The 14,467-nt window shown below is 42.8% G+C and carries 10 protein-coding genes; 4 read left to right on the top strand and 6 right to left on the bottom strand.

From position 1 onward, the window contains the following. Positions 1–5: 5 nt before the first annotated feature. The 3 genes from JOC94_RS05715 to JOC94_RS05705 all read right to left on the bottom strand — a co-directional run bounded on the left by JOC94_RS05715 (position 6) and on the right by JOC94_RS05705 (position 4,595). Positions 6–1,589, bottom strand: a complete 1,584-nt coding sequence (locus JOC94_RS05715) for an ATP-dependent acyl-CoA ligase (protein ID WP_077111943.1) — start codon at positions 1,587–1,589, stop codon at positions 6–8. Between the two features lie 244 nt (positions 1,590–1,833). Then, positions 1,834–3,519, bottom strand: a complete 1,686-nt coding sequence (locus tag JOC94_RS05710) for a sigma 54-interacting transcriptional regulator (protein WP_077111944.1) — start codon at positions 3,517–3,519, stop codon at positions 1,834–1,836. Positions 3,520–3,647: 128 nt separating this feature from the next. Further along, a complete protein-coding gene (locus JOC94_RS05705) occupies positions 3,648–4,595 on the bottom strand; it encodes a helix-turn-helix transcriptional regulator (protein WP_077111945.1) in 948 nt (315 codons plus the stop codon). Between the two features lie 102 nt (positions 4,596–4,697). Here JOC94_RS05705 and JOC94_RS05700 point away from each other — a divergent pair, with 102 nt between their 5' ends. Beyond that, on the top strand, positions 4,698–5,570 hold the full coding sequence (locus JOC94_RS05700) for an SDR family oxidoreductase (protein ID WP_077111946.1): 873 nt from the start codon (positions 4,698–4,700) through the stop codon (positions 5,568–5,570). Positions 5,571–5,700: 130 nt separating this feature from the next. Here the strand turns inward: JOC94_RS05700 and JOC94_RS05695 are convergent, their stop codons facing one another. Beyond that, on the bottom strand, positions 5,701–6,540 hold the full coding sequence (locus JOC94_RS05695; RefSeq protein ID WP_139345643.1) for a DUF2599 domain-containing protein: 840 nt from the start codon (positions 6,538–6,540) through the stop codon (positions 5,701–5,703). Positions 6,541–7,334: 794 nt separating this feature from the next. Beyond that, on the bottom strand, positions 7,335–7,727 hold the full coding sequence (locus tag JOC94_RS05690) for a hypothetical protein (RefSeq protein ID WP_139345644.1): 393 nt from the start codon (positions 7,725–7,727) through the stop codon (positions 7,335–7,337). Positions 7,728–8,311: 584 nt separating this feature from the next. Between JOC94_RS05690 and JOC94_RS05685 the strand changes: the two genes are divergently transcribed. The 3 genes from JOC94_RS05685 (at position 8,312) to pruA (ending at position 14,074) form a co-directional block, all read left to right on the top strand. Beyond that, positions 8,312–9,631 (top strand): globin-coupled sensor protein, encoded by a 1,320-nt coding sequence (locus tag JOC94_RS05685; RefSeq protein ID WP_083717541.1) that lies wholly within the window; start codon positions 8,312–8,314, stop codon positions 9,629–9,631. 964 nt (positions 9,632–10,595) lie between these two features. After that, positions 10,596–11,495, top strand: coding sequence for a LysR family transcriptional regulator (locus JOC94_RS05680; protein WP_077111952.1), 900 nt, complete (start codon positions 10,596–10,598; stop codon positions 11,493–11,495). A gap of 1,034 nt (positions 11,496–12,529) precedes the next feature. Next, positions 12,530–14,074 carry an L-glutamate gamma-semialdehyde dehydrogenase gene (gene pruA, locus JOC94_RS05675; RefSeq protein WP_205178868.1) on the top strand — a complete coding sequence of 515 codons (1,545 nt, stop codon included), beginning with the start codon at positions 12,530–12,532 and terminating at the stop codon, positions 14,072–14,074. A 207-nt stretch (positions 14,075–14,281) separates the two neighbouring features. On the opposite strand, the gene JOC94_RS05670 is transcribed toward pruA, so the two are convergent. Then, on the bottom strand, positions 14,282–14,467 hold a 186-nt coding region (locus tag JOC94_RS05670), incomplete at its 5' end, for a transposase (RefSeq protein ID WP_205178866.1).

Here is a 14,467-nt window from a genome sequence, read left to right as displayed (position 1 = left end):
CCACATTATTTTTTCTCAATACGGCCCATGGCTTGTTCCCTGTCCCATGCGTTCCCAATACCTTCTTCTTTTAGTTTAAACTTCTGTACCCGCTCCGTGGCGGTTTTGGGAAAAGAGTCAACATATTGGACATAACGCGGAACCATGAAGTATGCCATTCGTTCTTCGCACCATTTGATGAATTCTTCATACGGCAAATGTTCACCTTTTCTCAGAATGACATACACTTTGACATCTTCTTCCCCGACTTCAGAAGGCACCCCCACCGCCGCTGACTCCAGCACCTTCGGATGGGCGTTAATCACTTTTTCTACTTCCCATGATGAAATGTTTTCACCTCTTCGTCTGATGCATTGTTTTAAGCGGTCACAGAAGTACATATAGCCATCTTCATCTGCATACCCGAGGTCACCGGTTCGAAACCATCCCTCCAGCATGGCCTCTTCCGTTTTATCAGGCATCTTATAATACCCTTCCATAAATGTGTGTTTCTTTAAAGAACGGATAAGAATCTCTCCGACTTCGCCGACTTGCAAACGCTTACCGTTTTCATCGGCAATTTTCGTTTCTACAAATGGAAATGGCTTCCCGATCGATGGGACTTTCCTTTTGTCAAGAGGATTGGAAACGCAAAATCCGGATGTTTCCGTCAGGCCGTATCCTTCCACAATTTTTATTTTAAACCGTTCTTCAAATTGTTTCCAGAATCTTTCTGGTGTTGCCGCACACGCAGTGATACGAGCAGGGTTGTCGTGATCATTTTCCTGTTCAGGTTGTTTGCACAAAATGGGAATCATCGAACCCAAGGAATTAAAAATGGTCGCTTGATGATAACAGACTTCCTCCCAAAAGCGGGAAGCGCTGAATCTTTTGCTTAGAGCGACCGTGGCATTGGAGTGAATACCGCCCAAAACAGTATGGGCTTGAGCATTAATATGGAATAAAGGCAATGTTGTTAGGAGAGTATCATCAAAACGGACACCGACCATCCGCTCCGAAAAGGCTTGGGCGGCGTTTATATAGGCGGCATGGCTGAGCATAACCCCTTTTGGCGGCCCAGTCGTTCCCGATGTGTAAAGAATACTGTTGATCGCAACTCCTGAAAAATCTAAAGAAGGCCATTCACTTTCCGAATAAGTGAATATATCTTTAAGGCTACTATATCGGTTCGAATATGAAAAGGCTTGATCCTTCGTCTGGATCATAATCTTTACATCTTTTGGCAAAGAAGATAGGCATGGACTTATTCGCGCCAAATACATTTCATCAACTATCATTGCTTTGCAGTCTGAGTGCGTTAAAATGTACTGCAAGCCTGCTCCTTTTAAATGAACATTGATTGGGACGAGAATGGCGCCTATGCATGTGAGACCAAACCATACATCCACATATTCAGGACTGTTATCAAGCATGACACATACTTTGTCTCCCTTGCCAATTCCCAGCTCCGAAAATCCGCCTGCTGCCCGGGCGACGCGCTTATACAAACCTTCATACGTAACCCGCTGCTCTTCGAAGCGGAGAAACACTTTTTCCGGTGTTTTTTCAATTCTCCGGACTAAAAATTGCGCCAAATTTTGCTCATCCATCCTTCTCCCCCTTCCATGACTTTTGATCGTGCTCCTTTTAATATGTTGCAAAAAGCATACCAACTTTCCATTCAGGTATGAGAAGGAGTGGTGTTAATGGCTCATCACAAAATTCCCATAGGCTACCAACTTTCCATTCAGGTATGAGAAGGGGCTCTTTTGCTAAAATAGTTCTTTTGTCTGTCGCATTCACGCGAATGTTTTGCAATTTCGCAACAAAAAAAGGAGCTGTTTGTTTTGCCCCTCATACATCGGATATTTCGTATTTTTCCAATTTCCTGTATAGACTGGCCCGGTGGATTCCCAATAAACTTGCCGCTTCCATTTTATTTCCTCCTGCTTTTTCCAATGCTCTTAAGATCGCCTTTTTTTCCGCTTCTTCCAATTGTTTCTTCAAAGAATAGATGCTTTCTGCTTGAGCCAATCCTCTTCCTTTTACCAAATATACAGGCAAATGATGTGTACGAATGTGATCATCATTGTCAATGACGTTCATGGAGCGTTCAAGCACATTTTCAAGCTCGCGAATATTTCCCGGCCAATGGTATTTCATGAATATTTTTTTTACATCATCCTCCAAGGATGCCACGTTCAGACCCATTTCCTCATTCAACTTTATGATGAGGCGGCTTGCAATCGGAAGGATGTCCTCCTTTCTTTCCCGCAATGGGGGAATATCGAGCATAAAAACGTTCAGGCGATAATACAAATCATCGCGAAAGCTTCCTTTCCGCGTCATTTCCCATAAATCTCGATTTGTTGCCGCAATGATGCGAACATCGACTTTTTTAGATGTCGTTGCGCCAATTCGTTCTATTTCCTTCCTTTCCAGCACCCTAAGAAGCTTTGCTTGCATATCGAGCGGCAAATCTCCTATTTCATCCAAAAATAAAGTGCCATGATTCGCCAACTCAAACTTTCCCGGCTTTCCGCCTTTGTTCGCTCCGGTAAAAGCACCACTCTCATAGCCGAACAATTCAGCCTCCAATAATTCTTTGGGAATCGCCGCGCAATTGACCGGAAGGAACGGGCCCGCATTTCGCGGACTTGCCAAATGGATGGCATGGGCAAACAGTTCTTTTCCCGTGCCTGTTTCCCCTTTGATCAAAACGGTTGATCGGCTTCTCGCAACTTTCTGGGCATTGTTTTTCACTTCTCTGATTTTATCGCTGTTCCCTACGATGCTTTGGAAAGAATATTTGGCCCCTCGAATGCGCTTCATTTCTTTTTCGTAAAATTCGATTTTGGACTCCATTTCCTGCACCCGATTCGCCAATGCTTTCAATTCGTCGACGTCATGAAACATGATCTTGCCAATAGCTCCTGTAATTGTTCCGTTATGAAAAATCGGTATGCGGGTCGCCAATACCGTTCTTTCGCCAATTTGAATGAAATGCCCAATCTCCGCCTCTCCCGTTTGAATGACGATGTGCATTCTCGTATTTTCAACAATCTCGGTACAATGCTTTCCGATAACAGAATTCGGGTCATTAATTCCGAGCAGCTTGGCATAGGAGCGGCTTAAAAAGTTGACATTGCCTTTGTCATCAACACCCATAATGCACTCAGACAACCCCTCGAGAGCGCTTTCATATTTTTCAATTGTTTGCTGGAGCAATCCATCGGGCTGACCATCCATTGTCCATAACATGCCCATTTCGCCTTGCCCATCATCTATAGCCGACCGATGTAAATAGAACCGTTTCCCAGCGATTAGACGATCTAAATGCCTTTCATTATGTACCTTCGTCTCCGGAATGACGGCATCCAACTTTTCGCCAATCAGTTCATTCTTTTGTTTCCTTAAAAAAATACCGGCCAAATGGTTACAGGCAGTGATCGTTCCGTTATGGTCCGTGATGATCATCGCTCTTTGAACATGTTGAAGCAGGCGGCCCAATTCCAAATGTAAATCGAGACGAGTTTTCATGACAGCATCTCCCTTTATTTGGTCACCTATATGTTACTGTTTATTGTAACATTAATTTGAATGGATGGATGGGTTAGATGCAAAGCTTTATCATATAAGAATGGGTTTTTACCACCGGTACTCTCTGCCTATTCGTACATTTCGGCAACAGCCAGCGCCTCGGCTTTTACTTTTTCACAGAGCTCTAGTGGTGCAAGTACTTTGATGAGTGAACCATAACCAAGGACGATTTCACTGGCCGATTCAAGCGTGTTAAATTCAACATCGGCTTCGATCCAGCCGCCTTGCGCCGCTTTGACAGCGCAAATTTTCATGTAAGGCTGTTTTGCCAGGCGATCGTGCACCTTTTTACAAAAGCAAATTTGGGCCAGGTAACGGGGAAGCTGAGCCTTGAACTGTTTTGTGGATTGCTCCCAATATGCCGCCAAGTTAAAATGATTTGGCCGTTGAAACGATTCCGCTGTAATTCGGGCCCGCTCGATTCGCGAGATGCGGTATGTGCGCAGCTCACCATCCACCGCCCCAACCAAATACCAGATGTTTCCTTTTGCCACAAGGCCTAGCGGATCAACAACCCTTTCCGACATGTTTTCATTTCGCCGATACGCCATTTCCAACTTTCTTTCCTGCCAGACAGCTTCCTGGACTGTCGAAAGGCATGGAAGTGCTTCCTCTCTTTGATGCCAGCCGGCTCCATCAATATGGATGCGCTCGCGCACCAGTTTTGCCTCAGAATGCATTCTTCCGGGGATCGCTGCCAACAATTTTTGAAAGGCGGCCTCAAAAGGCTCCTCCATCCCCAAATCATTAAGCAGTGATGAAGAATGAGCTAGCAACAATGACTGCATCTCTTCCGTCTTCATGCCGGTCAAGTTCGTCCGATAGCCGTCCGTAAGCAACCACCCGCCGTTCGTCCCACGCTCAGAAAATATCGGCACACCCGCTGTGCTTAACGCCTCCATATCTCGGTGCACCGTCCGCTCTGATACTTCCAGTTTTTCCGCCAATTCTCTCGCCGTCATTTTTCCGTTGTTTTGCAGCAACAACAAAATAGCAATTAACCGATCTGCGCGCATGTCACAACCTCCTGTCTTCTTTATTTTATTGTATCAATATGACAACAGATGTCATCTTTCACTATTTATAATAAAAAAGAAATTTAAAAGGAGGATGATGAAATGAAACCATTACAAGGAAAAATAGCGGTCGTCGCCGGAGCAACCCGCGGTGTCGGGCGGGGCATTGCAGTATCGCTTGGCGAGGCCGGAGCGACAGTATACTGTACAGGGCGAAGCACACGTGAAAAGCTTTCCGACATGGGCCGTACGGAAACGATTGAGGAGACCGCAGAAATGGTAACTGCCCGTGGCGGCATGGGCATCCCCGTGCGCGTTGATCACACAGTCGAAGCCGATGTGAAAGCTTTATTTGACAAAATCAATGAGGAACACCATGGCCGTCTCGATATATTGGTCAATGACGTCTGGGGTGGCGATCCCCTCACGGAATGGGGCCAACCATTTTGGAAGCATTCACTTGTGAACGGTTTGACTATTCAAGAAAGGGCAGTCCATTCTCATATGATAACAAGCTATTACGGGGCACCGTTAATGGCGGCGCGCAAAGACGGATTGATTATGGAAATTACCGATGGATGGGATTATCGCTATCGGGGAAATTTATACTACAGCCTAGCCAAAATTTCCGCGATTCATTTGGCGGAAGCCATGGCGGCAGATCTTCGTCCTTATAACGTCACTGCTCTGGCAGTTACCCCCGGGTTTCTGCGTTCGGAAGCCATGCTTGACCATTTTGGCGTCACCGAAGCCAATTGGAAAGACGCAGTAAAAAAAGAGCCCCATTTCATCGAGTCGGAAACACCTTATTTGATTGGACAAGGCATCGCGGCACTGGCTGCCGATCCGAACATCTTCGAAAGAACAGGAACAGTTCAAACTAGCTGGGATCTATCGGATGAATACCAGTTTTCTGATATCGATGGGAGAAACCCCCATTGGGGAAATTATGCAAAGAAGCATGGTTTAGGATAAAAGCTAAGAACCGTTTTAGCTTTTGCGGGATTAGGGGCTGTCCAGAAAGGTCGGTGAAAACTGATTTTCTATAACAGCCCCATCAAAAAAGTATCTCTTTTATAAAGTTTTCATTTTTTCTTTGGTGACTCTAAGGATTACAACGTTTTGCAATCGTTTTAGCTATCCCGACATTTGGTCTCCAAGGTTCTATATTCCATGGGTTTTTGAATGGTGCGTACCCATAGTGACAGGCATATTGATTATATAAACTAGTTTGATTTTTCCAATGTTTACTACTTTTATGTTTAGCAACTACTTTATTCCAAGAATCAGACAGCTTTAACATTTTATCATTAGTCGAACCACTGAAAAGATAAGGTTTGTGAGTTAAGCTTAAAGAAATTTTTCCACTCCTTGTAATCCATTTGCCGCTAGAAAAATAGCTTGAATAAGAAGTAGCAGCTAAAGTAACCGACATAGTTGTAGGTTCACTCAACCCATCCGATTCCAGGGTATACTCTAACGTATTTTCATCTTTTTTAGTTACAGATACTACATTAAGATTTTCTTCATTTTCCATTACCGGAGATGAAAGAATACCGATTGATTCTTTTTTCTCATTATAAATCATCGCCGCACCATCTAAATTTCCCTGCTCATCCTCTCCAAGTACCATATACTCACCGTTTTGTAATTCCAGAGGAATTTCAACGATGTGTCTATTATCAGATGGTTCAATAACAATTGTCTGTTCAACAATATTTTCGTCGACTAATTCTATTTTTGGGCTTTCTGTATTATTAGATATTACAGGTGCTTCGAATCCTATTTCATGACCGTCCTCGGTTTCAACCATATCAGGAGTTTTAGCAAATGTTAATGAAGGAAATATAGAGCCTATTACCATTAAAGAAAAAAGAAAAAGCACAACCAATTTTCTTCGTTCTATTTCTACAATCCCCCTAATTGAGTTTTTCCATTTTGTCAATAGAGTTTGTTTTACTTTTATACGAAATTAGAGAATTAACTATTGCCAAAACTATAATCCCCATAAAGATAAATGTATCTTTCAGATCACTTGAAAGATTTAATTCATCAATAAGAATAGACCCCATAATAAAACTTAATGTACCCACCACAACACATATAAACGAAATACTGACGGTAGCAAACCAATTAATAATTGTTTTTCTTTTGAAAAAAACAGCATTGACAAACAATCCAATTAAAACGAGTAGAAGAAATATAGATTCATACCTAATATAATTAAAAAATTCGTAATCCAACTTGAATCACCTTTTCGCATATAAATTAATGAAAAATTTATTATTTTTATCGTTCACTTTTATACTTGTGTCTTAGTGTATTATTCAATCCTCCTTTACTATGTTTTATAAATCCTCATATTTTCTCCTTTTTTATCTACACTTCTTCTATAGATACTATACTTCTTTATAATGGTTAAAACCCCTTCTTTTTTTGGAATTTTTTTATTTTACACAATAAACCAAACAAAACACTATTCAGTCTTTTTCATTAAGGAGATATCCTATTTATATTCAATGATTACTCATTTATCGTCGACCGGCAAAATTTTGTAAGGCAATTTATCTCTAACTGAAAGAAAGGTTTTAAAAAGCACCTTAAATAAAGTGGATTTACACACTTTATTTGTTCACCCCACTATAAGAATTTCACTTCTTTTTAGGATATTCAAAACACAATTTTCCGTCCTTTTATTAAAATTTGTCTTTTTTACACTCAACAAAGTTCTTATATGAGTTAGATAGTTTTTTTCCTGGAAATGTTTTCTGTAAAGTTGCACCCCTCACGATTGCCTGGACAACCATAAAGCTTTCCATTGTCTTGTATTTTCCCATTCTCACACGATGGGCAAGAACCGACAAAAAACTTTTCTGTCGCCTTTTCAATATGTTCTTTCATATTATCCACTTGTTTAGGGGCACTTTCTAATAACGATGAAATGAACGTTAAACGGTATGAATAAACGTTTTGTTGTGACCCATCATTTTTCCAGGTTTTAGACAAATACTGTTCCCTTTTAGCAGTCACTTCAGGGCTGGCTACTAAAAGAGTACCGATCCCATAATACACACCATCAAAGGTACAATGGCCGCTGGATTCAACATAGTAAACGTTATGGCTACTATGCATAAAAAAGTGACTGCAGAAGAGCGATCTGTAAAAAGACGACCAAAAAAATAACAGAACTTTTTTAATTATTATATAAATAATCATTAAAAGAATCCGATATAAAAGGAAACTGCCGGGTATAGAAACGAGTTGAGACTTTTCCAATGTAAGGTAACGGCCATATTTTCTCACAATTCAGAACGACTCTGAGCCGATGTGAGATTTCTCCCCTACTCATCAAGAGACTGTTTTAAGAAACTCTTGAAATCAGCTTTTTCAGCGTTTCGATGATGAGAAAATGATCTACATGGAGTTTTCGACTCAGACTCATTCACTGGCTGTTGCAGGCTTTTCAAACATGTTTTTTACGATAGGCAAGGTTTGCAAGGAATGAATAGTTATGAATCACTTGATCTTGATACTTGATACATTCGAGTAAATAAGTTAACAACCGAGGGTACAGCTTGTCATTTGGTGTCGTGTGGCACCCTCATCAAGCCTTCACATATGAGGAGCGGAAAGTTTTTTCACTGAAAGCCTTATTACCCCCGGGCTGATTAACTTTTTACTATAAAGTTTTGACAAAAAAGTATAGGAGTGAAAATATGAAAATTTTCAAATCAAGATCAAAAAGGACAGCCAGATTGGAAGCGGTTACTACCATTTCTCCGCAAGTGCTCCAGCTGTCAGTGACTTCAAGCAGCGACCTGGCAAGCCAATTGGAGATGACTGGTTTAACAAAACGGGACTTGAAAATCGTTAAGTCATTAAAGCCCGTTGTGGACGCCCATATTGAAGAGATCGTCATCAAGTTTTATAATGCTGTCATTAAACAGCCGAATTTGTTAGCGATTATCGAAGAGCACAGTAGTGTTGAACGCCTTAAAAAAACATTAAAACGCCATATTCGCGAGCTATTTAATGGTAATATTGACGATGAGTTTATTCAAAAACGGATCCGCATCGCCAATGCCCATGTCCGTATCGGCTTAAAAGCAAAATGGTATATGTCTTCTTTCCAGAAGCTGTTCAACTTACTCGTCACAATGATTTCCAAACAATCGAAAATAGAACACGAGAAGATCATCGCCATTACAGCCGTCTCGAAACTGCTCAGCCTGGAGCAGCAGCTGGTCCTCGAAGCTTACGAAATTGAGGAAGAGCGAATCCGCTCCGCCAACAAACGCAAAAAAGAACAAATGGCCGGCTATGTTCATTCTATTTCACAAGAACTGGCCGCTATTTCTGAAGAGACGAGCGTTTCTTTAAAAGAGTTAAGTAAACAGTCAGACTCCATTCTTGAACTGGCTAAACAAGGAATGGAGTTGGCAGACAACTCGGCCGCCCGTTCTTTACGGGGAAAGCAAATGCTCAATGATCTGGGAAAGAAGCTAAGCGATATTCAAAAGGCTGTAGCCGACATTCACACCTTCTCGACTGAATTAAACGAGATCGCTTTAAGCGTCACTGAGGTGATCACTCTTGTCGACAACATTGCGGATCAAACTAACCTGCTGGCTTTAAATGCTTCCATTGAAGCGGCGCGCGCCGGCGAATACGGCAAAGGCTTTGCTGTTGTAGCCGAAGAAATCCGCAAGCTGTCGGACCAGACAAAAACATCGACCTCAAGCGTATCAGACCAAATTATCAAAACAAACACTTTGATTAGCCAAGCAAGCCAGTCCGTGGACAAAGTAAATCACCTGATGGCCCAAGGTATTGAGAGCATGGATCGAACAGATAAAGACTTTAATGAACTTCTTGAATTAATTGAAAAAACGAAAGAACAAAACCACCGCATTGAAGACCAACTGCAACAATTAAGCGATATCGTAGTTGAAATTGAACACGCTTCGGAAGAAGTCGCTATCTCTGCCATGACTCTCAATGATTCCACAGAAGACTTTTTAAAACATGAATCGTAAAAACCCGCTTGGAGGCGCCAAGTTTTCAAGAAATAGAACATATATCCCAACTTGTTCGTTCCTCCCTGCGAAACAAAATTGAATCTTCCATCCGCAAAGCCCCTCCCTCCCAGGCCTTTCGTTGAACAGCCCGCGGCGGCAGGTATTCGATCCGCTCCTTCTGTCAGCCATTACACGCTGTTCCCCCATCCACAGCGGATTGTCCGAAATATAAAGCGCTTCTCCTCTGCTTCCCTCCGACTCCTCCCCGTCTTTTCACATCCGCTGTCATACCTGGGAAAACCTTTTCCGCCTTTTCAAAAGCCCCTGCTTTCTTTTCCAGCTCCCCCTCTCCCTTCTCCTTATAATGCTTCCTTATCTCCAGACAGTTTGATCAAAGAGATGATCAGCCAAATAAATTCGATACCAAGCATCCAGCTAACCGGTTCATGTTTATTTGGAAGTCATCCCGAATAACGTTACGTTACCAACGCATAATCGACTTGCTTGCCCCCAACCAGTCAGGAACGACAAGCCAAATAGATGTAATGAAACAACCGGCAACAAGTCTCGGAAGTGTAGGCGGTATCGTTACGTCAAAAAAATTTTACAGAGCACGCTCCCAAATCTGCCGACGCCCTAAAACGTACGGATCATATAGCACTTTTTACATCGAATTTATCCTTAAAGCCTTTTCCTCCTTCCTCTGGCCAATCATCTCCGTATGAAAAGAATGTTAGTTCTTTAGCCAAATTGTCTTCACCGGTTTTCTCCGTAGAAGCACCGGATGAGTCCTTGACTGAAATGCCGCAAGCAACAAATCCAATGAACATGAAAGAAAATACAGCGCAAAAATCTCTCGTTACCACGTTTTAATATTTCGATTTGTTATAAAATTTAGTATATATTGGTTTTTTTGTAATTTCAAATATATAATATGAATCAGTTATATATATATTTTAAATAAATTGAAGAGGAGGTCTCCATGGATCTACATCGATTACGTTATTTTATTACAATTGTAGAATCAGGAAGCATTTCAAAAGCAGCGGAAGTATTGAATATGACCCAGCCTCCGTTGAGCATCATGATCAACAAGTTGGAAAAAGAATTAAACGTTTTTTTATTCGACCGTTCCGGCAAGCGGTTAAAACTGACAAAACATGGTGAATTTTTATACCGGAGAGGGAAGGAGCTGCTCGTGGCGGCCGAAAATATTGAGAAGGAGCTATTGGAACATCGGGACGGATTAAGGGGTACTGTAAATGTCGGCTGCATTACATCAGCCAATTTATTTATCCTTCCTCAAGTCGTTCAAAAAGTGAGGGGAGAATCACCAAACGTGATTGTCCGCGTAAAAGAAGGAAACTCAGCCTATATTTTAAGCGAGCTCAGAAGTCAGGAGCTCGAACTCGGGATCGTACGGACCATCTTTGAAGCAGACGACCTGAACATAACGCCCCTTATAGAGGAACAACTTCTTTTAGCAGTGCCTCCGGGACATCGACTGCTCAAAAAATCTTCAATCGACCTCAATGATCTTAAAAATGAAAAGTTTCTGCTTCCGACTACGTCGTTTGGGCGGGGGATAGCAGACGAAATTATTGAGTCATGCCAAAATATCGGTTTTTCTCCCGAAGTTGTATACTGGGGAACCGAAGTCCTTCCCATGCTCAAGATGGTGAAAAAAGAAGTCGGCATTACTTTCGTGCCAGAAAGCTTCAACAAACTGCAATGGCCCGGAATGCCTGTACTCATACCATTGGAAAATCCGAAACTGCGAACGAAGCTAAGCCTCGTGACACTGCGGAATGAATATATTCAAACCGCGTCCAAGCACTTTATCGATATGGTGAAAGATATGGCGAGTCTTTCCTGCTCTTGAGAGAAGCGATAGCGGGGTTCAAGGCTGCTTTTCGGCCTTTAAATGCCCCTCTTTTAAGTGAATGACAGGTCGGGATATCCCCTGATGTAGCTGGCTGTGTTACGTTTCACAAAGCTTACCCGTCTTTTACGAAGCGTATTACTTCCAATGTTGTCCACCAGTGGACATTCCGGTTTACGCATTGTCTTTCTTCGTACAGATCAACATTGTTGTGTAGGTACTATCCTAACCTGATACTTGAATACCGCAAGTCGTATAAACCCGCTTCCCTATATTTTAAAATTGGTAAATTGATCGTTTCAAACGAAGGCAGTCCAAACCTATTGTCCGTTACCCACAATAAAAAGCCGGAAAGATTGTCATAGGCCGACATTGTTGCGTCCATAGATTCGTAATACGATAATTTATGAGACAAAAACGGTGGGGTGGTGGTCCTCTGAAAGCGATCACATAAGCTGTTTCTTATTTATTCATCATCAGTAAAAACAACATAACCTCTGAAAAAACAGGAAATTGGGCGCAATAAAATCACCGATTGCAGGATTTTCATCACTCCATTTCTGTCAATGAGACAGGACATTTGGGAGAGTCTATTCGACTCCAAACACGAAAATCGACTTTGACGATCAACAAAGAAAAGCTCAAATCAAATGCTGAGGGCATGGTTCGACCTTCTAAAAAAGTGAAAATCGCCATGTTGCAAAGCCCATAATAGGAAAAACAAGATCGGGAACGCTCATCAACAGATGTTTTGTCAAGGGGACTATCAAACTGATCATGATAAAAAACAGATTGAACTGAGCTTTCAATCCCCAAGCCCTCGCCAAGCCCGCGAGCTTCTGAAAGACCCTGTTAAGCACTTTCAACTGGCATGTACATGCTGGATGACATGAGGAGAAAACACCGCTTGCGCTTGTTGAACCAAGCTGCACAGTGAAAGTATACGTCCCTTATCGTCTTTTGGGTAAGAATGGACATTCTCCCTGCTTTAAAAGGAACCATAAGAAGTAAGATGAAAAAGGAGCTGTGACAAAATGATTGAATACAAACATGAACCATTCACGGATTTTTCAAAAGAGGAAAACAAGAAAGCGTTTCAAGCGGGAATGGAGCTTGTAGAAAGTTATCTTGGCCAGGATTATCCATTAATCATCGGCGGTGAACGGATCGAAACGGAAGAAAAAATCACTTCGGTTAACCCCGCGAACAAAGAGGAAGTTGTCGGCCGCGTATCCAAAGCGAACCGGGAATTGGCGGAGCGCGCCATGAACAGTGCGCTGGAAGCCTTTGAGTCGTGGAAAAAAGTAAAACCGGAAGTCCGGGCAGACGTTCTTTTTAAAGCCGCGGCCATTGTCCGCCGCCGGAAGCATGAATTTTCCGCCTTGCTTATGAAAGAAGCCGGAAAACCGTGGAAAGAAGCCGATGCCGATACGGCAGAAGGCATTGATTTCTTGGAATACTACGGCCGGCAAATGTTGGAGCTCAAAGACGGCAAAAAAGTGCAAAGCCGTCCGGGGGAATATAACCGCTATGATTATATCCCGCTTGGCGTCGGCGTCGTTATTTCTCCGTGGAACTTTGCGTTTGCGATTATGGCGGGGACAACCGTTGCTGCCGTCGTGAGCGGAAATGCGGTTCTGTTGAAACCGGCTTCCACAACACCTGTTGTTGCTGCCAAATTTGTGGAAGTGCTGGAAGAAGCAGGCTTGCCAAAAGGTGTTGTCAACTACATTCCGGGAAGCGGCGCGGAAGTCGGCGACTATCTCGTCGACCATCCGAAAACACGCTTTATCAGCTTTACAGGCTCAAGAGAAGTCGGAACGCGAATTTATGAGCGCGCGGCTATCGTGAACGAAGGACAAATCTGGTTGAAGCGTGTTATCGCCGAGATGGGTGGAAAAGACACGATCGTGGTCGATAAAGAAGCGGACCTTGAATTGGCTGCTCAATCCATCGTCCAATCGGCATTCGGCTTTTCCGGACAGAAGTGTTCTGCTTGCTCCCGAGCCGTCATCGTCGAAGACGTATATGACCAAGTGCTCGAACGGGCAGTGGCGCTTACGAAAGAATTGACAGTCGGCGACCCGATGAATCCGGACAACTTCATGGGGCCGGTGAATGATCAAAACGCATTCGATAAAATCATGAAATACATTGAGATCGGGAAAACAGAAGGCGAATTAATGGCTGGCGGTGAAGGAGACGACTCGAAAGGATATTTCATCCAACCGACGATTTTTGCGGGGCTTGATCCGAAAGCGCGCCTCATGCAAGAAGAAATCTTCGGACCGGTCGTGGCTTTTGCCAAAGCCAAAGACTTCAATCATGCTCTGGAAATCGCCAATAATACGGAATATGGCTTGACAGGAGCCGTTATTTCCAACAACCGCGCGCACTTGGAGCAGGCGCGGGAAGATTTCCACGTGGGCAACTTGTACTTCAACCGCGGCTGTACGGGAGCAATTGTCGGTTACCAGCCTTTTGGCGGTTTCAACATGTCGGGAACCGACTCAAAAGCGGGTGGCCCGGATTACTTGCTGCTTCACATGCAGGCGAAAACAACGTCTGAAATGCTGTAGTCGTCCACTTTTTAAAAAGAAAAATGGATAGTGGGACTGGGACAAAAGCAAATACGAAATAATCGAGTAGGAGGGAGTAATTAGCTCCCGTCCTCTCACACCACCGTACGTCAGACTGTCTAACAAATATTCAATTTTCAGCACTCAAACGTACTTTTTTGCTTGCAAAACTTCTAATATTGAAATTAACAAAGAGTTTCGGTGTGGTTAAGCTACTAATAGCTCCACAATCTCCGAAATTTTTTTGATTTTCGTTAGTCTTTTGAAATTATAGGCAACACCAATTAGAGCTGCTTCTGCGTTCACAGAATCCAGCCCTTTCCCTAGAAAGAAAGTATAACCAAAGGATCGCTTAATGGTTCCAAAAGGATGTTCCACAATTTGTGATCGTTT

Origin of the sequence: Siminovitchia thermophila (assembly GCF_016909185.1) — a bacterium.
GTDB lineage: Bacteria > Bacillota > Bacilli > Bacillales > Bacillaceae_C > Siminovitchia > Siminovitchia thermophila.
Note: the sequence above shows the minus strand (reverse complement) of the source record. Positions and strands in the feature narration are given on the sequence as shown.